This is a genomic window from Herbaspirillum sp. Her2 (assembly GCF_057961375.1).
The window spans coordinates 3,434,350-3,452,097 of the sequence record NZ_CM176331.1 but is presented as its reverse complement, the minus strand read 5'-3'; the positions used below and the strand labels follow the sequence as shown (position 1 = coordinate 3,452,097).

Annotated in this window: 16 protein-coding genes; 10 read left to right on the top strand and 6 right to left on the bottom strand. The window is 64.7% G+C overall.

All coding sequences use genetic code 11. The features are described 5' to 3' along the window. Window position 1 precedes the first annotated feature (1 nt). The 6 genes from ACWHXP_RS15615 (at window position 2) to ACWHXP_RS15590 (ending at window position 6,734) form a co-directional block, all read left to right on the top strand. Window positions 2-562, top strand: coding sequence for an MSMEG_0567/Sll0786 family nitrogen starvation N-acetyltransferase (locus ACWHXP_RS15615; protein WP_209532230.1), 561 nt, complete (start codon window positions 2-4; stop codon window positions 560-562). Continuing rightward, a complete protein-coding gene (locus ACWHXP_RS15610) occupies window positions 559-1,560 on the top strand; it encodes a sll0787 family AIR synthase-like protein (protein ID WP_489635608.1) in 1,002 nt (333 codons plus the stop codon). The genes ACWHXP_RS15615 and ACWHXP_RS15610 overlap by 4 nt, the downstream gene beginning before the upstream one ends. Then, window positions 1,561-2,757: an MSMEG_0565 family glycosyltransferase gene (locus ACWHXP_RS15605; protein ID WP_489635609.1), complete on the top strand. Its 1,197-nt coding sequence runs from the start codon at window positions 1,561-1,563 to the stop codon at window positions 2,755-2,757. Next, the gene (locus tag ACWHXP_RS15600) at window positions 2,750-3,037 is read left to right on the top strand and encodes an MSMEG_0570 family nitrogen starvation response protein (RefSeq protein ID WP_034338457.1); all 288 of its coding nucleotides are present in this window, start codon (window positions 2,750-2,752) and stop codon (window positions 3,035-3,037) included. The genes ACWHXP_RS15605 and ACWHXP_RS15600 overlap by 8 nt, the downstream gene beginning before the upstream one ends. 49 nt (window positions 3,038-3,086) lie before the next feature. After that, a complete protein-coding gene (locus ACWHXP_RS15595) occupies window positions 3,087-4,370 on the top strand; it encodes an MSMEG_0569 family flavin-dependent oxidoreductase (protein WP_489624775.1) in 1,284 nt (427 codons plus the stop codon). A gap of 543 nt (window positions 4,371-4,913) precedes the next feature. Next, a complete protein-coding gene (locus tag ACWHXP_RS15590) occupies window positions 4,914-6,734 on the top strand; it encodes a methyl-accepting chemotaxis protein (RefSeq protein ID WP_489635610.1) in 1,821 nt (606 codons plus the stop codon). 105 nt (window positions 6,735-6,839) lie between these two features. On the opposite strand, the gene ACWHXP_RS15585 is transcribed toward ACWHXP_RS15590, so the two are convergent. After that, window positions 6,840-8,081, bottom strand: a complete 1,242-nt coding sequence (locus tag ACWHXP_RS15585; protein WP_489625530.1) for an MFS transporter — start codon at window positions 8,079-8,081, stop codon at window positions 6,840-6,842. Window positions 8,082-8,169: 88 nt separating this feature from the next. On the opposite strand from ACWHXP_RS15585, the gene ACWHXP_RS15580 reads away from it, so the two are divergent. Continuing rightward, on the top strand, window positions 8,170-9,000 hold the full coding sequence (locus ACWHXP_RS15580) for an AraC family transcriptional regulator (RefSeq protein WP_489624777.1): 831 nt from the start codon (window positions 8,170-8,172) through the stop codon (window positions 8,998-9,000). Here ACWHXP_RS15580 and ACWHXP_RS15575 read toward each other — a convergent pair. Beyond that, window positions 8,994-9,362, bottom strand: a complete 369-nt coding sequence (locus ACWHXP_RS15575; RefSeq protein WP_489624778.1) for a hypothetical protein — start codon at window positions 9,360-9,362, stop codon at window positions 8,994-8,996. The two genes, ACWHXP_RS15580 and ACWHXP_RS15575, sit on opposite strands and share 7 nt — an antisense overlap. 201 nt (window positions 9,363-9,563) lie before the next feature. Here ACWHXP_RS15575 and ACWHXP_RS15570 point away from each other — a divergent pair, with 201 nt between their 5' ends. Then, entirely contained in the window at window positions 9,564-11,414 is a 1,851-nt protein-coding gene (locus ACWHXP_RS15570; protein ID WP_489635611.1) for a hypothetical protein, read from the top strand. Between the two features lie 10 nt (window positions 11,415-11,424). Here ACWHXP_RS15570 and ACWHXP_RS15565 read toward each other — a convergent pair whose 3' ends face one another. After that, a complete protein-coding gene (locus ACWHXP_RS15565; protein ID WP_489635612.1) occupies window positions 11,425-13,077 on the bottom strand; it encodes an isovaleryl-CoA dehydrogenase in 1,653 nt (550 codons plus the stop codon). 263 nt (window positions 13,078-13,340) lie between these two features. Here ACWHXP_RS15565 and cysM point away from each other — a divergent pair, with 263 nt between their 5' ends. Continuing rightward, on the top strand, window positions 13,341-14,243 hold the full coding sequence (cysM, locus tag ACWHXP_RS15560; protein WP_489635613.1) for a cysteine synthase CysM: 903 nt from the start codon (window positions 13,341-13,343) through the stop codon (window positions 14,241-14,243). A gap of 215 nt (window positions 14,244-14,458) precedes the next feature. On the opposite strand, the gene ACWHXP_RS15555 is transcribed toward cysM, so the two are convergent. Both ACWHXP_RS15555 and ACWHXP_RS15550 read right to left on the bottom strand, forming a co-directional pair. Beyond that, a complete protein-coding gene (locus tag ACWHXP_RS15555) occupies window positions 14,459-14,809 on the bottom strand; it encodes a hypothetical protein (RefSeq protein ID WP_088754773.1) in 351 nt (116 codons plus the stop codon). A 338-nt stretch (window positions 14,810-15,147) separates the two neighbouring features. After that, complete coding sequence (locus ACWHXP_RS15550; protein ID WP_051156686.1) at window positions 15,148-15,747, bottom strand: DUF1415 domain-containing protein; 600 nt, start codon at window positions 15,745-15,747, stop codon at window positions 15,148-15,150. A gap of 166 nt (window positions 15,748-15,913) precedes the next feature. Between ACWHXP_RS15550 and ACWHXP_RS15545 the strand changes: the two genes are divergently transcribed. After that, complete coding sequence (locus tag ACWHXP_RS15545; protein WP_034333929.1) at window positions 15,914-16,456, top strand: YaeQ family protein; 543 nt, start codon at window positions 15,914-15,916, stop codon at window positions 16,454-16,456. Window positions 16,457-16,570: 114 nt separating this feature from the next. Here ACWHXP_RS15545 and ACWHXP_RS15540 read toward each other — a convergent pair whose 3' ends face one another. Next, entirely contained in the window at window positions 16,571-17,743 is a 1,173-nt protein-coding gene (locus tag ACWHXP_RS15540; protein WP_489635614.1) for a phosphotransferase enzyme family protein, read from the bottom strand. Window positions 17,744-17,748 lie beyond the last annotated feature (5 nt).

Here is a 17,748-nt window from a genome sequence, read left to right as displayed (position 1 = left end):
GATGAGCGACGTCGCCGAACACGCATCGCTGGCCCCCGAGATCCTGGCGCGGGGCGTGCGCATCAAGCTGGCGCTGGACACTGGGGAACGCGAAGCAGCGCGCCGCCTGCGCCGCGCCGTATTTTGCGCCGAACAGAAGGTATTTCAGGAGGACGATGGCGACGCTACCGATGCCATCGCCATGCCCATCGTGGCCGTTCTGGAGCGCGATGAGGGTTGGCGGGAAATCATAGGAACGGTGCGAATCCATGAATCTTCGCCAGGCGTGTGGCATGGCTCGCGGCTGGCCGTGGCACGGCAGGCGCGCCGCGTCGGCTCGGTCGGCAGCGGTCTCATCCGGCTGGCCGTCTGCACTGCGCATGCGCACGGCTGCCACACCTTCCTGGCCCAGGTGCAGAGCCAGAATGCGCCGCTGTTTCACCGCCTGCACTGGCATACGCTGGCAGAGATTGAAGTCCATGGCCTGCCGCATCACCTGATGCAGGCCGACCTGTCGTTCTATCCCCCGATCAGCGATGGCGATGTCGGTTTCGTCGTCGGTCGCGAGGAGCGCACGCCATGAATGCGCGCGACAGTTCGCCTACGCTGGCGCAGATCATCGAGACCCTGCGTGCCTCGCGCGGCATCGCGCACAAGCGCGATATCGATGCCGTGATGCAGGCGCTGTCGCCAGCCCCGACCATGCAGCACCAGGGCCATACGCTGGCCGTAGGCGACGACTGCGCGGCCATTCCGGATGGCGACGGCTATCTGCTGTTTGCCATCGAAGGTTTCCTCAACGAGTTCGTCGACCAGCAGCCCTGGTTTGCCGGCTACTGCGGCGTGATGGTCAACGTCAGCGACATCTACGCCATGGGCGGACGTCCGCTGGCGGTGGTCGATGCCCTGTGGAGCCGTGGTGGCGAAGCCGCGCGGCCCATCCTCGACGGACTAGCCGAGGGCGCGCGCGTCTATGGAGTGCCGCTGGTGGGCGGCCACAGCAATCGCCGCAACGACCGCGAACAGCTCTCCGTCTCCATCATCGGCCGGGCCACGCGCCTGCTGACCAGTTTTGATGCGCGCAGCGGTGAACACCTGGTGGCCGCCATCGATCTGCGCGGGCGCTTCCAGGAACCGTATGCCTACTGGAATGCCAGTACCGGCGCGCCCGCCGAACGTCTGCGCGGCGACCTCGAAGTGTTGCCCGCACTGGCCGAAGCGGGGCTGGCGCGTGCCGCCAAGGACATCAGCATGGCCGGCGTGATCGGCACCGCCTTGATGCTGCTGGAGTGCTCCGCCAAGGGCGCGGTGATCGATCTGGAGGCCATGCCGTGTCCGCCTGGTGTCGATTTCCAGCGCTGGCTGAGCGCCTTTCCCAGTTATGGATTCCTGTTGAGCGTGGACGATGATGACCTGCCGGAGGTGCTGGCCCGCTTTGCTGAGCGCGGCATTGCGGCAGCGTCCATCGGCCGCATCGATGACAGCTGCCAGCTCGATCTGTGCTGGCACGGACAGCGTTTGCCCTTCTGGAACCTGGCCGAGGAAGCGCTGATCGGTTGCGGTCCGCGCCGGGAGGCCTGAATGGAAACCTCACGCATACCGTTGCGCATCGCCATGCTGACCCACTCCGTCAATCCGCGCGGCGGCGTGGTGCATGCCCTGCAACTGGCCGAGGGTCTGCAGGCGCTCGGCCATGAGGTCAGCCTGTTTGCGCCGGATGCGCGCGGCAAGGGCTTGTTCCGTCCGGCAGCCTGCACCTTCCATCCGGTGCCGGGGCCGGTGCAGTGCGAGGGTGTCGTCGGCATGGTGCGCCAGCGCATCGAGGACTACCTGCGCTGCTTTGAGCAGACCGACATGCACGCCTTCGATCTTTGTCACGCCCAGGATTCCATCAGCGCCAATGCACTGGCCACGCTGGTGGAGCGGGGCGTGATCCGGGGCTACGTGCGCACCGTACATCACCTCGACCAGTTCGATGATCCGCAGTTGCATGCCTGGCAGGAACGGGGCTATCGCATGGCCGACCGCGTGCTGTGCGTCAGCCGCACCTGGCAGGACATCCTGCAGCACGAGCATGGCGTGCGCGCCGAGCTGGTGTCCAATGGCGTCGACATGCTGCGCCATTCGCCCCGGCCGGATCCGCGCGACCAGGCCGTGCGGCGCGCGCAAAGCCTGACCGGCAAGCCGCTGTTGCTGGCCGTGGGCGGCGTGGAGCCGCGCAAGAATACGCTGGGCATCCTGCAGGCATTCGTGCGCCTGCGCCGCGTTTATCCGCAGGCGCAACTGGTCATCGCCGGGGGCGCGAGCGTGCTGGATCACGCCGGTTATCAGCGCGCTTTCCAGGCCGAGCTGGCGGCCGCCGCCTTGCCGGCCGACGCCGTGCGCATCCTCGGGCAAGTGGACGACGCCGACATGCCGTCCCTGTTCCGTTGCGCCGATGTGCTGGTCTTTCCTTCCCTGAAGGAAGGCTTCGGACTGGTGGTGCTGGAAGCCATGGCCAGTGGCGTGCCGGTGGTGGTGTCGCGCATCGCGCCCTTTACCGAGTATCTCGACGGCGATTGCTGTGCCTGGGTCGATCCGCACGATCCGGCCTCGATGGCCGCCGGCATCGCGCATGCGCTGGCGCCGGCGGCGCGGCCTGGCCTGATCGCGGCTGGCCTGGAAGTCTGCGCGCGTTTCTCGTGGCAGCGCTCGGCACGCCGGCATGTGGAGTTGTATGCAGATTTCATCCGCTGTCAGCCCGTGGCAGCGTCATTCCAAGAGGAACACCATGCCTGAAATGCACTTTCGTGTCCGCTGGCCGGACGACACCGTCACCGACTGCTATTCCCCCTCGCTGGTGGTCAAGGAACATCTGGAGGAGGGACGCAGCTACGCGCTGGCCGACTTTGTCCAGCGCAGCGCCACGGCATTGAACATCGGCAGCGAGCGGGTCCGGGCGAAATACGGCTTCGCCTGTTCCTCGGCGCTGGACCAGCTGCGTCGCATCGAGGAGATGGCGGCCCGCTTCGAGGCCAGTGCCGATCCGGTGGTCCGGGTCGAGTCCTTCACGCCCTGATCGCTCCATCACGCCTTATCCAACACGACATCACTGCACGAGGTACACCATGTCCACCCAAGTCTCAGGCGCGACGCGCCACCATAGCGTCATCATCATCGGCGGCGGCCAGGCCGGCCTGTCGATCAGCTGGTACCTGAAGCAGGCCGGCATCGATCACGTGGTACTGGAAAAACACCAGGTCGGCCACGCCTGGCGGCATGAGCGCTGGGATACCTTTTGCCTGGTCACGCCCAACTGGCAATGCAACCTGCCCGGCTATCCGTATCGCGGCGACGATCCCTATGGCTTCATGAAGAAGGACGAGATCGTGGCCTACCTCGATGGTTTCGTGGCCAGCTTCCAGCCACCGGTGCGCGAAGGCGTGACGGTCGGGAAGCTGTGGCGCGTGGGTGAGCGCTGGCATCTCAGCGCCAGCGATGGCGCCTACACGGCGGACCAGGTGGTGGTGGCGGTCGGCGGCTACCACATCCCGGTGGTGCCGCGCGCGGCCGAGCGCCTGCCGGCCGATATCGTGCAGATCCATTCCAGCCAGTATCTCAATCCGCAGTCGCTGCCCGAGGGCGAAGTGCTGGTGGTCGGCACCGGCCAGTCCGGCTGCCAGATCGCCGAGGACCTGCACCTGGCCGGCCGGCGCGTGCATCTGGGCGTGGGTGAAGCTCCGCGCGTGGCGCGCACCTATCGCGGCAAGGATGTGGTGGAGTGGCTGGACAAGATGAAGTATTACGACCTGCCGGTGGACCAGCATCCTCTGGGCACCGGGGTGCGCGAGAAGACCAATCACTACGTCACGGGACGTGACGGCGGACGCGACATCGACCTGCGCAAGTTTGCCCTGGAAGGCATGCAGCTCTACGGCAAGTTCGACACGCTGGAGGGTGAGGTGGTGCGTTTCGGTGGCGGCCTCAAGGGCTATCTCGACGAGGCCGATGCAGTCTCCGAAAGCATCAAGGACAGCATCGACAAGTTCATCGCCGCGCAGCAGATCGAGGCCCCGACGGAGGCCCGCTATGTGCCCGTCTGGCAGCCGCCCGCTGAGGAAGTACGCACGCTCGACCTGCGCGCACGGGGTATCTCGGCCGTGGTGTGGTGCATCGGATTCCGTACCGACTTCAGCTGGATCGCCGAACCCATTTTCGACGGGCGCGGCTACCCGGGCCATGTGCGCGGCGTGACGGCTGCACCGGGTCTGTATTTCCTCGGCCTGCCCTGGCAATACACTTGGGGTTCGGGCCGCTTCTCGGGCATCGACCGCGATGCCCGCTACCTGTTCGAGCACATCAGTGCGCTGCGGGCGCAGGCAGGTCAGCCGGACCTGTCCCAGGCGGCCTGAGAGACCCCGGAACACTGGCCAAGCGGGCCGTCACGAAAAAAAGCCCGTCCGGGGGAGGGACGGGCTGAAAGATCCGCTGGATGTCGTCGCAGCGGACAAGGGGAAAGAGGAGATCCCGATGTGCGTACTCTAGGCCCCGAAAATTAAGCCAGACTTAAATCGCAAGAAAAGTGCAGCGCCCGCCGTGCGGCAAGCAGGGATGGTGTTTCTGCATGGCAACGTGGCATGCGCGCATCACTTCATCTCCATGTGCCGGGAACTTCACGATTTTGTGAAACGCCCGCGTCGCCCGCTGTTACGCTTGCAATCAATCGGATCGCGTGACTACAACGGGGGAACGATCCGACATGGCGTCTTCCGCATCAGAACGGGGCGAGCCACGGCAGGGGCCGGGCTCATGACTGCGGACGGCACCATTCCCTGCACTCCGGCCAGACCGGGGTCATAACGACATTCCATCTGCCTTCAGGTCCGACCGCAGCCTTGCTGTGGCCGGGGCAGGCGTTTGCCCGATCATCCACAGTTTTTCCAGATCCACACATCATGACATCTTCCTCCCTGCGTACCCGACTCATCGCCCTCTGTGCCGGCATCGTCGTGCTGGCCATGCTGGCCATCGTCCTGACCAACTTCCTCACGGCACGCTCGCGCACCATGAGCGTGCTGGATGGCCAGATGGCCCAGCTGGCGCAAAGCCAGGCGTCCGCCATTGCCGAATGGGCCGACGCCAGGAAACTGGTGGTATCTTCCATCAAGCAGGCGGCCGATGCCGCCGAGCCCTTGCCCTTCGTGAAGGCGGCCGAGACCGCCGGTGGTTTCGACCTGGCCTACATCGGCTATGCCGACAAGCACGCCGTGTTCTCGCAGCAGCGCAACCGGGCCCCGGACTACGATCCGACCAAGCGTCCCTGGTACCAGCTGGCCGCTTCCAGCAAGGGGCCGGTGCTGACCGCGCCCTACACCAGCGCCAGTACCGGCAAGCTGCTGGTGACCTTTGCCGAAGCCATCAGCAAGGATGGCCAGGTCACCGCAGTAGCCGCAGCCGACGTGCTGCTCGACAGCGTAGTGGCCGACGTGGTGGCCATCAAGCCGACCCCCAACAGCTACGCCTTCCTGGTCGACCTGGGCGGCAAGATCATCGCCCACCCCAATGACAAGCTGCGCCTGAAGCCGCTGTCGGACCTGGATGCCGCCATCACCCCGCAATCGCTGGCCGCCGCCATGGCCGCCAACAGCCATCAGGAACTGGCCCTGGATGGCCGCCAGCAGATGCTGTTCGCTGCCCGCGTGGCCGGCACCGACTGGCTGCTGGTGGTGGCGGTGGACCGCGCCGATGCGCTGGCTTCGCTGACCGCCATGCTGGCCAGCTCGGGCGTCATGGCCGTGCTGGTGACCATCCTCGCGGCGCTGGTGCTGGGTGCCCTGATCTCGCGCGTGTTGCGCCGCCTGTCGGTGGTGCAGCGTGCGCTGGAAGAAATCGCCGATGGCGATGGCGACCTGACCCGCCGCCTCGATACCCAAGGCAGTACCGATGAGCTGGGCCGCATCAGTGCCGCCTTCAATCGCTTCGTCGACAAGGTCGAGCACGTCATGCTCGACATCCGCGAAGCCAGCCACACCATCCATGCCGCCACGCGCGACATCGCCAGCGGCAACATGGACCTGTCGCAGCGTACCGAATCGCAGGCCAGCTCGCTGGAGCAGACCGCCGCCGCCATGGAGCAGCTGACCTCCAGCGTGCGCCAGAACGCCGACAATGCCCAGGAAGCCAATACGCTCTCGCAGTCCGCCTCCGAGATCGCCGGCCGTGGCGGTGCCATGGTGGAGCAGGTGGTGCAGACCATGAGCGCCATCAATGCCTCCTCGCAGAAAATCGTGGACATCATCAGCGTGATCGACGGCATCGCCTTCCAGACCAATATCCTGGCCCTCAATGCAGCGGTGGAAGCGGCCCGCGCCGGCGAGCAGGGACGCGGCTTTGCAGTGGTGGCCTCGGAAGTGCGCTCGCTGGCCCAGCGTTCGGCCACGGCCGCCAAGGAGATCAAGGTGCTGATCGGCGATTCGGTGGAGCAGGTACGCGCCGGCGAGCAGACCGTCAGCGAAGCGGGCAGCACCATCCGCAGCGTGGTGGAGAGCGTGCGCAAGGTCAGCGACGTGGTGGCCGAGATCACCTCCGCCAGCCGCGAGCAGAGCCAGGGCATCCAGCAGACCAACGACGCCGTGGCCCACATGGATCAGGCCACGCAGCAGAACGCGGCACTGGTGGAAGAAGCCGCCGCCGGGGCACAGCAACTGCAGGAGCAGGCGGCGCGCCTGGCTGAAGTGGTGGCCTTGTTCCGCTTGCGGGATGTCGCGCGGCAGTGATTCACGCTGCAGGCCGGTTCTAAACCGAAGTCATCTTCATGAAAAAACCGCGCTGGCCTGACAGGCCAGCGCGGTTTTTCTTTTGGTAAAAGGGGCAACTCCTTCTCAGCGCTCGCGCACATCCGGCAGCAGCACCGTCAGCACGCCCGCCAGCGGCAGGAAGGCGCACAGGCCATAGACCCAGGCGATGCCGTACAGGTCGGCCAGATGGCCCAGCAGGGCCGCGCCGATCCCGCCGAAGCCGAACATGAGACCGAAGAACACGCCGGCGATCATGCCGACCTTGCCCGGCACCAGTTCCTGCGCATAGACCACGATGGCGGCGAAGGCCGAGGAGATGACCAGTCCGATCACCACCGACAGTACGGCCGTCCAGAACAGGTTGGCGTGCGGCAGCATCAGGGCGAAGGGCGCAGCACCCAGGATCGAGATCCAGATCACCAGCTTGCGGCCGATGCGGTCGCCAATCGGGCCGCCGACGAAGGTGCCCACCGCCACCGCGCCCAGGAACAGGAACAGATACAGCTGCGAGGACGCCACCGACATCTGGAAGCGTTCGATCAGGTAGAAGGTGAAGTAACTGGTGAAGCTGGCCATGTAGAAGTATTTGGAAAACACCAGCAGCGCCAGCACCACCAGCGCGCGTCGCACGGTGGCCGCCGGCAGCGCCTGCGCCGCACGCGGCCTGGCCTTGCCCTTGTTGGCGGCGAGATGGCCGCGATACCAGGACGACACCCTCGACAGCACCACGATGGCCAGCACCGACAGCAGCACGAACCAGGCCACGTTGCCTTGGCCATACGGCACCACGATGGCCGCCGCCAGCAGCGGGCCGAAGGCCGAACCGGCATTGCCGCCGACCTGGAAGGTCGACTGGGCCAGGCCGAAGCGGCCACCGGAGGCCATGCGCGCGATGCGCGAGGCTTCCGGGTGGAAGGTCGAGGAGCCGATGCCGATCAGGGCGGCGGCCAGCAGGAAGGCAGTGAAGCTGCCCGCCAGCGCCAGCAGCACGATGCCGACCAGGGTGGCCACGGCACCGGTGGGCAGCAGCCAGGGCTGGGGATGGCGGTCGGTATACATGCCGATCCAGGGTTGCAGCAGGGAGGCGGTGACCTGGAAGGTCAGCGTGATCAGCCCGACCTGGGTAAAGGTGAGCCCGTAGCCGGTCTTGAGCATGGGATAGATCGAGGGCAGCAGCGCCTGAATCATGTCATTGATCAGGTGGGCGCCGCCGCAGGCCAGGATGATGCTCATCACCAGCGGCTGGGCGGCGATGGCCGCAGGAGAATCGGTGGAGGCCGTCGCGCCGGAAGGCAGGGTGGCATTGGAGTCGGTGGCACTGGTCATGGTGTCGGGGATGGCAAGCACGAGGAAGACTCGAAGCGTATCATTGGCACCTATTCATGCTGATGACACTTGTTGTCGAATAAATGCCATGCGTGCCCACCTGACTTCCGTCTGCCCCAGCGCCGAAGTGGATGCCTTCCAGCACCTGCCCAGCAGCGTGGTGGCCTTTGCCCGCGAGCTGTCGGCGCGCGACCTGCTGACGGCGCACTCGCACCGGCGTGGCCAACTGCTCTATGCAGTGGACGGGGTGATGCAGGTGCGCACCCCGCAAGGCGTGTGGCTGGTACCGCCGCAGCGGGCGTTGTGGGTGCCGCCACAGGTGGAGCACGAGATCCTGATGCTCACGCGCGTGAGCATGCGCACCCTCTACATCGAGGAGCGGCAGGGCCAGGCGCTGGGCGCGCAATGCCGGCTGCTGGAAGTGTCGGTGCTGCTGCGCGAATTGATTCTGGCCTTGCTGGCCGAGCCGCGCGAGTATGCGCCGCGCAGCCGGGCCGGCCATGTGGCCGAACTGATCCTGTCGGAACTGGCCCGTGCGCCGGCCATTCCGGTGGCCATCCCGTGGCCGCGCGACCGTCGCCTGCAGGCCATCTGCGAAGCCATTCTGGACGATCCCGGGCGGCAGTTTTCGCTGGCCGACTGGGCCGGGATGGGCGGGGCCAGCGTGCGCACGGTGATCCGGCTGTTTCCGAAGGAAACGGGTTTGCAGTTCCGCCACTGGGTGCAGCAGGTGCACCTGAGCGAAGCGCTGGTGCGGCTGGCGCGCGGGGATGCCGTGGGGGTGGTGGCGCAGGCACTGGGCTATCGCAGCCAGAGCGCGTTTTCCAACATGTTCCGCAAGGCCCTGCGCAGCTCGCCCAATCACTACCTGCCGCGCCAGGACCGGCGGCGCATCACGCTGGCCTCACCCGGTCAGTAGTTGATGACCACCACCTTGGGGCCACGCCGGTCCGCCGGTGCGGAAGCCTGCGCGCGGTCTGCCCCTGCGGCGCGCTCGGGACGCTGCGGGTCACGCTCCAGGAAGTAGGGATCATCCTGCGGGGCGAGGGCCGTGACGGCCCCCATGATCTGCTGGGCGCGCTCATTGGCTGCGCCCTCGCCGACGGAACAGACCTGGAAGAAATCGGCGCTGCCCTCGGAAAAATCGACGCGGCACTTCTCCGCCACCATTACCGAGATATCAAGCGCACCGGCATTGGCGGCCATGGCCCGCTCGGTGCGGGCCGCTTGCCAGGTCAGCATCAGCGCCAGCAGCGCGACGACGGCATGGGTCTTGTTCATGGGAATCTCCTGTTCAGCCCTAATGTAGCGTTTCGCCATGCCCCTGCGCATCGGAGAAATCCTGAGCCGCCACGTTCGCCGCAATCGTCTCAATCGCCCGAGACGCCGCGTCCCGCCTGGATGATGCCGGTTTGCAAGTGTAAAGATTGCCGATCTTTTACCGTAATCAAGTCATGAGAACTCCGAACCAGGAGAGTGGACATGGCAATGGAAACCGATCTGGCCATCACGGCGCGCGATGCGCTCACGCAACTGGCCCAGCAACAGCAGCCGCGCAATGAGGCCAACGCTGCGCCGCCGGGCGCGCCCGTGGCGACCGTCACCGCGCTGCCTGAAGAAGGCGTGACGCTGTCGTTGTCGGCCCAGGGCAAATTGATGGCGGCACTGGCCACGGCGGTCGATAGCGTGACCACGGCGGCGGTCGATTCGACCGAGGCGGTCCAGGCCAGTCCCATGCAAGGCGTGGTCAAGACCCTCATCGATGCCGCGCGCCCGATCACGCGTGACACGCTCTTTGCCATCGAAGCACGGCTGGTGGCCGCGCGCCGCGGGGCCGATGCGATTGCGGCCGCCGATGCCGAGCTGCCACCGTCGAATGATCCGCAGCGGCTGCGCCAGGCACGCCAGGCCACCGAGTCCTTGTATGGACGCGCGGACAATCCGTTTACCTACATGTCGCGCGCCGAGCTGTCGGCCATCGTCTATGACGAGAGCGGCGCCTACACCACCAACGAGCGCTACGCAGCGGCCAACCAGCGCACTGCGCTGGATCAGAAGTACTGGGCACCGGTGTTCCAGCGGGCGTTGGAGAGCGGTGACTGGAAGCCGGTCATCACGGCGGCGCTGGTGTTCTATGCCAGCTTGTCTGCATTGGAGCAGACCGCCTATCCGGACAACTACGCGCAACTGCTGCAGCAGTATCTCGATCTCTACCAGTTGCAGTCGCCTTCCTCGCCGAATGCTTTACCGCCGCAGCAACAAGCCGACCTGGCGCGCATGCTGGAAACCCTGGTGCTGCCGCTCGGTCCGCTGGCGCTGGGCGGCGGCGTGATTCGCGGACTGATGCTGCCCCGTCTCGGCCCCTCGCTGGCCGAACTGATCGCCGCCGCACCGCGCCTGGCCGATCTGGTCCAGATCGGCAACAGCGCCCATGCGGCGCAGGACAGCGCCTATCTGGTGCTGCTGCAACGCGTCTTCGGCGTCACGCGCCGCGAGGACGAGCCGTCCCCGGTGCGCCGTGCTGCGGCAGGAACCAATCCACGTGACTTCCTCGCCTATGGGGATCGCCGCCTGCTGGCCGAGGCCTACGCCTATGCGCAGTCGCATGCAATGGCGCTGGAAGACATCGATGCCCTGGCGCGCGACCTGGCGGCCTATCGCCGCTGGCGTGCCGCAGCGGCGGGCATGGCGGCCGTGGGCCAGTCGGGAGACGGCGGCATGGAGGCGGTGGAGCAGGTCTTGTCGCATGCCGCGCGCATGAGCAGCGAAGAGGCCGTGATCGCGCGCCGCCTGCTGGCCAGCCGTGCGGCCAGCCAGACGCAACTCGATCATGGTTTCCTGGCCTGGCTGCTGGACCCTGCCGGCGGTGGCTGGCGCGATGGCGAACTGAGCGGCCATGCCAGCAATTTCAGCGCGCTGGAAAAATTGCTGGCTGGTCTGGCCGGGGTGGCCATCGGCGACAGCCTGGGCGAATCCGGCGAACTGGAGGCGTCCTATCGCATGGTGCTCGAACGCATCGCCTTGCAGGATCAGGAACCGCAGTGGCTGCGCCAGCCTGCGCAAGCCGCCGCCGACGGCACGCGTACGCTCACGCTGGCGGCGCAGATGGCGGCGCTGGCGCGCAGCGATGCTGCCGACAACGCCTTCATGAACAATGCCCTGATGCTGCTGCGCATGTATCGCATGTCATTGACCATGAGCCCGGCCGAACAGCGCACGCTGGCCGAGCTGGTCTTCTCCGCCATGAAGAAGCGCCGCGTGCGCGCACGCCGTGGAAAACTCTTCGTGGCATGGGCCGAGCGCAGTCCGTTGATGCCCTCGCTGCCGGGCTGAGACAGTCGCCTCATGCATCGGGCCAGGCGCGCTGCAGGATGGCGTCCTGCGCCGCCAGGCTGGTGCCGCCGAGGGTACCGTAGACACGTCCGCCATCGCCGTCGGCGCGGCTGGCCAGGAAGGCATCGGCCGATCCGCCCGGGGCATGGCGCGCCATCAGCATGCCCTGCAGGGCCAGCACCAGTTGCTGTACCAGACGCCGCGCACAGGCTTCCCGTTCCTCCTCCGCTGCCGACAGCATCTGCTTGAGTGAGCGCACCCGCTGTGCCAGCGCAGGATGGGTGCTGGCCGCATCGTCCAGTGCCATCAGCAGTTGCGCGAAGCCTTCGGTCTCGCGGCTGATGGCACGCAGGACGTCCAGGCACATCACATTGCCCGAGCCTTCCCAGATCGAATTGACCGGCGCTTCGCGATAGAGCCGCGCCATCGGACCGGTTTCCACATAGCCGTTGCCGCCCCAGACTTCCATGCATTCACCGGTGAATTCCAGCGCGCGCTTGCAGATCCAGAACTTGGCGGCGGGCGTGACGATGCGCTTCCACGCGCGTTGCAAGGGATCATCGGGCGCATCGAAGGCATGCGCCACGCGCAGCATCAGCAGGGTGGCGGCCTCGCTCTCCAGGGCCAGGTCGGCCAGCACGGCGCGCATGATGGGCTGTTCGGCCAGCCGGCGGCCGAAGGCACTGCGGTGGCGAGCATGGTGGATGGCCTGCACCAGGGCCTGCCGCATCAGCGCGGCACTGCCGATGATGCAATCCAGGCGCGTGTGGTTGGCCATCTCGATGATGGTCGGAATGCCGCGCCCATCCTCGCCGACCATGATGCCCATGGCTTCCTCGAATTCCACTTCGCTGCTGCTGTTGGAGCGATTGCCGAGCTTGTCCTTGAGGCGCTGTATCAGGATGGGATTGCGCGTGCCATCCGGCAGCCAGCGCGGCACGAAGAAACAGGACAGGCCGTTCTCGGTGCGCGCCAGCATCAGGTGCGCATCGCACATCGGTGCCGAGAAGAACCACTTGTGACCGGAGAGCAGGTAAGCCTTGCCGCGCCCGTCTTCCAGCGGATCGGCCGACATGGCGATGGAGGCATTGCTGCGCACGTCGGACCCCCCCTGTTTTTCGGTCATGCCCATGCCGATCAGGATGGAGCGCTTCTGCGTGATCGGCAGGTCGCGCCCGTCGTGCTCGCGCGAGAAGAGGCGGCTGCGCAATTGTTCGAACAGCGCCGGTTCCTGCTGCAGCACCGGGATGGCGGCGAAGGTCATGGTGGTCGGGCAGAGCGAACCGGCTTCGATCTGCGCATGCAGGAAGTAGCCGGCGGCGCGGGCGGCGTGGGCACCATCGCCCGGCTGCATCCACGGCAGCGCATGCAGGCCGGCGCGGCGCAGCTGTTCCAGCAGCGTATGCCAGGCCGGGTGGAATTCCACCACGTCGATACGATGGCCGGTGCGGTCATGCGTGTGCAGCACCGGCGGCTGCGTGTTGGCCAGCGTGGCCAGTTCACGCATCTCGGCCCGGCCCAGCAGCTCGCCCTGGCTGGCCAGGGTGCAGTCGTGCCAGTGTGCGCCTTCGCGCTGCACCGCTTCGCTCAGGGCGAGGTCACTGCGGTAGAGGTTGTAGTCGCACAGGTCGGGGACCTGGTTGGTGATGTCATGGGTGTGCATGTCGTCTCCATGGTTGCGCAGCCGCTTGCCGATGAGTACGCCCTGTTGGAGTTGTGATGGGACGTGTTCACTACCGTTCACTACAGTGTAGGGCATCGTCGATGGGCAGGCAGGGCAACATTCCTTTAAATGATTTGGCTATATCCTTATAAGCATCTTGTTAGGCCGCGCCGCCGGCACATGCGGTGGAGTCATATTAGAATGCCCCTTTCGACCAAAGATCGCCCCGTGCCTGCGCACGGCTGCGCAAGGAAGCCAAGCAGATGTCTTATCCGACCATCGAATCCACCATCGGCAATACTCCGCTGATCCAGCTGCCGCGCATCGGCGGCGAAGAAGCCAAGTGCCGCAACAACCTCATCCTCGGCAAGCTCGAAGGCAACAATCCTGCCGGTTCGGTCAAGGACCGTGCCGCCTACTCGATGATCACCCGCGCCGAAGCGCGCGGCCAGATCAAGCCCGGCGATACCCTCATCGAAGCCACCAGCGGCAATACCGGCATCGCCCTGGCGATGGTGGCGGCCATGCGCGGCTACAAGATGGTGTTGCTGATGCCGGAAAATCTTTCCGAAGAACGTCGCCAGAGCATGGCCGCCTATGGGGCGAAGATCGTGCTGACACCCAAGAGCGGCGGCATGGAATACGCTCGCGACCTGGCCGAGCAGATGCAGAAGAACGGCGAAGGCCTGATCCTCGACCAGTTCGCCAATGCCGACAATCCGCTGGCGCACTATGAGACCACCGGTCCGGAAATCTGGCGCGACACCAAGGGCAGCATCACCCACTTCGTCAGCGCCATGGGCACCACCGGCACCATCATGGGCGTGTCGCAGTACCTCAAGGAACAGAATGCCCAGGTGCAGATCGTGGGCGCGCAGCCGGAAGAGGGCTCGTCCATTCCCGGCATCCGCAAGTGGCCGGAAGCCTACCTGCCCAAGATCTTTGACCGTTCCCGCGTGGACCAGGTGGAATCCGTCAGCCAGGCCGATGCCGAGAACATGGCGCGCAAGCTGGCCGTGACGGAAGGCCTGTTCTGCGGCATCTCCGCAGCCGGGGCCTGTGAAGTTGCGGTGCGCCTGTCGCATCAGCTGGAGAATGCGACCATCGTCTTTATCGTGTGCGATCGCGGGGATCGTTATCTGTCGACTGGGGTGTTCCCGGCTTGAGGCGGTGAAGGCAGTGCGTGGTCCGCAGCAGCGGACGCGCACGATGCGCACGATGCGCACAACAGGATGCAATGAAAAACGGAGCCGATGGCTCCGTTTTTTTATATGGTCGGGGGCAAAGAAAACTTAGTTTTTTCCGTACGGAAACTAAGTTTTTCCTGAAGCTCTGCCTCAGCAACAGCACCGCAGGAGCAATGCTGCCGGACAGAAGCGGATTACTCGGGGGTGCCGCCAGTCGGTGCCGGTGCGCCGGGCGCTGCGCCTGGCTTCGGCTTGAACTGCTTGTCGCTGATGCGGAATTTTTCACGGCGGTCGCCCATCAGTTCGCGCAGTTCGCGGATCGACAGTTCGCTCACCTCGTGCATGCGGATCAGCAGCGATGCGCCCACCGGCAGGCGACGGTGACGGATCTTGCTGATCACCGGCGGTGCCACTTCCAGCGCGCGCGACAGAGCGGCATCATTCTTCAGATGCAGCTTTTCGATCAGCGCATCGAGCAGATGGTTGGGATCGTAGTTGACGTGATCGGTGATCGAGTTGGATTCAGCAGTATCGTGGGTATTCATGATCGGGACGTTCCATTATGCAGATGTTTGTGGAAGGCATTGCGCCTATGCATTAATTGTTTGTAAAACTGCAAAACGCGACTGACGTTATCCGAGAAGGCGTTGCCTCTTTCTGCAAGATATCGAAAGCCCTATCAAAGAACGGCTTCAAAACAACACGGTTCAAGTTCTCTGTTCTCTGACCTAGTGCGCCTGAAGCAGCAGCACAACAATAATTCTATGTCTATATAGAAATAATTGCACATTTTTCATGCAGTCAGAAAATTCTATTCCACAATAGTTGCAGAAACTCATTTTCGAATTTGTAACAGATATTAACAGGATTTTTTGCGCAGTTGCTATTGTTGTTCTTTTGATACGACAAATGGAAGCATATTCCAGCCACTTAGCCCCAGATTGCGCAAGGTAGCCATGTTTTTCTCAAAGATGGCGGCCGCGTCGGGGTAGGCTGCCACCGCCCGGTCGATGCTGCTTTCTCGCAACAGATGGAGGATGGGAAAAGGCGAGCGATTGCTGTAGTTCTCGATATCGTCCGGTCCCGCGTCGGCAAACTGGTAATCCGGATGGAAGCTGGCGATCTGCAATTCCCCGTCCAGCTCCATTCTTTCCAGCAGGCGATCGGCCCAGTCCAGGAAATCGTTGTACTCGTGAAAATCGGCTAATGCGAGCGGCAGGATGAAGAGGGTGGTGTCGACCTGCTCCGGGTCGGCTTTTGCCAGAAAGCTCAGTTCTTGTTCCAGCTCGACAGAAAGATCATTCCAATCCTGCTGCCGGCTGACGTGGTATCTGACCTGATTCTTCACATGCACGGACTTGGCAAATGGACAGAGATTCAGGCCGATCACGGCCTGTTCCAGCCAGGCGCGTGTCAGCGCCACGACAGCGTCGTCGCTCGGAGTTGTCGGGGAAGGGGCAAGGGAAGGTGAAGAAGTGCTCATACAGGCATTGTCGCACGGCCATGGCGGGGGCAGCCACGGTGACAGGCCACCGGCTTGATCTGTCCCATCACAAACGCCCACAGCCGCGCCAGATCGGCTATGCTTGCCAACCTTTGACGGCAGCCCGCCACGCCGGGCCGCCTTTCCCTTGCACGAACAGATTCCCATGGCGCTCAAATCCACCATCTTCAAGGCCGACCTGCAGATTTCCGATATGGATCGGCACTATTACCAGCAGCACGCACTGACCATCGCCCGCCATCCCTCCGAGACCGACGAGCGCATGATGATCCGCGTGCTGGCCTTCGCCCTCAATGCTAGCGAGGCGCTGGCCTTCGGCAAGGGCTTGTCCGATACCGACGAGCCGGACCTGTGGCAGAAGGACCTGACCGGTGCCATCGAAGTGTGGGTGGAAGTCGGCCAGCCGGACGACCGCGCCATCCTCAAGGCCTGTGGCCGTGCCGACAAGGTGCTGGTCTACAGCTACAGCAGCACCTCGCACATCTGGTGGGGCCAGACCGGCAGCCGCGTCGACCGCGCCAAGAACCTCAAGGTCATCAATATTCCCGCCGAAGCCAGCCAGGCCCTGGCGGCGCTGGCCCAGCGCACCATGCAGCTGCAATGCACGATCCAGGATGGACAGATCTGGCTCGGTGCCAATGAGAACATGGTGTTGATCGAGCCGGAAACGGTGAAGGACTTTGCCTGATACCTTGCCTGATGCAACGGGTCAGCAAGTAGCACGGCAGTCACGGCAGACAAAAAACGCGTCCGAAAACTTAGTTTTCCGGACGCGTTTTTTTAATCTGAAGCAAGCAAAAACTTAGTTTTTTTCCAGCGCCTGCGCGCGTCGTTCCAGATGCCCCAGCAGCCGCTGCCCTTCTTCGGAGTGGAACCAGTCGGCATGGCCGAGGAAGTAGGTGTCATAAGCCAGCGAGGCATTCTGCGGCGACTGCGTGACGCCGTGGAAATAATCCAGCTCGGCCAGTGCGAACTCGGCATGCACCAGCGGCAGCAATGCCGCCAGGGCGCGCATCTGGCGTGCCGTCAGAGGCAGCGTAGCGGCATAGCCATCGAGCATCGCATCCAGCAGGTCGAGGTGGACCAACTGCACTGCACGTTGCGGAATGGCCAGCCACTCGACGATGTTGCGCTCGATCGCCGTGGCCAGGTCGTGCAGGGCGCAGGTGCGGTCACACAAACCGAAATCGAGCACGGTCTGCACCTGCGCTTCAGGCGTGGCATCGCTCCACAGCAGGTTGGAAGCGTGCCAGTCATTGTGCGTCCACAGCGGGACGAATTCATCCAGATAGGGCTTGAGCGCGGCATGCCAGGGCAGCAGGTGCTGCGCCACTTCGCCGCGCCACGGACGGTTTTCCAGATAGTCGGCAATGGCCGGGCGCTGCTCGATGTAATGCTGCAGCGGACGGACCGGATCTTCCTGCGAGAAGATGGTGAAGCTCGACACCAGCGGGCGCGCCGGGCGTGCCGGCGCATCGTAACCGGCCGAGGCCAGGTGCAGGCGGGCCAGCATCTGTCCCGCTGAGCGGGCATGGGTGCAACTGGTGAAGGGCGTCCATGACATCGCTTCCCGATACAGATCCACGCCCGGTGCCAGCGGGAAGACCTCATAGGTCCAGTACTCGTCGGCCAGTGCCGTCGCGCCCTCAAGGGTGGCCAGCGCGCTGCTGACCGGCAGCCCGCGCGCCTGCAGGTGGGCGACGAAACGATGTTCCTCGGCCAGCGCCGCCACATCGCGCACGCGCGCATGATGGCGCTTGACGATGATGGGCCCGCTCTCGGTCTGCATCACGCAGGCCGCCGAGAACGGGCGCGGGCTGTGCCACTCCAGTCGCAGTGGCTGGCCCACGTCGGGATAGTGGCGCAGCACGCGTGCCACCTCGGCCGAGGTCAGCGCGGGCCAGTCGGAGATGACCGGCTCCACGCCCATGCCGTGGCTGATGACGCGGGTGAGATGATGGGAAGCGGCGTCCATGGTGA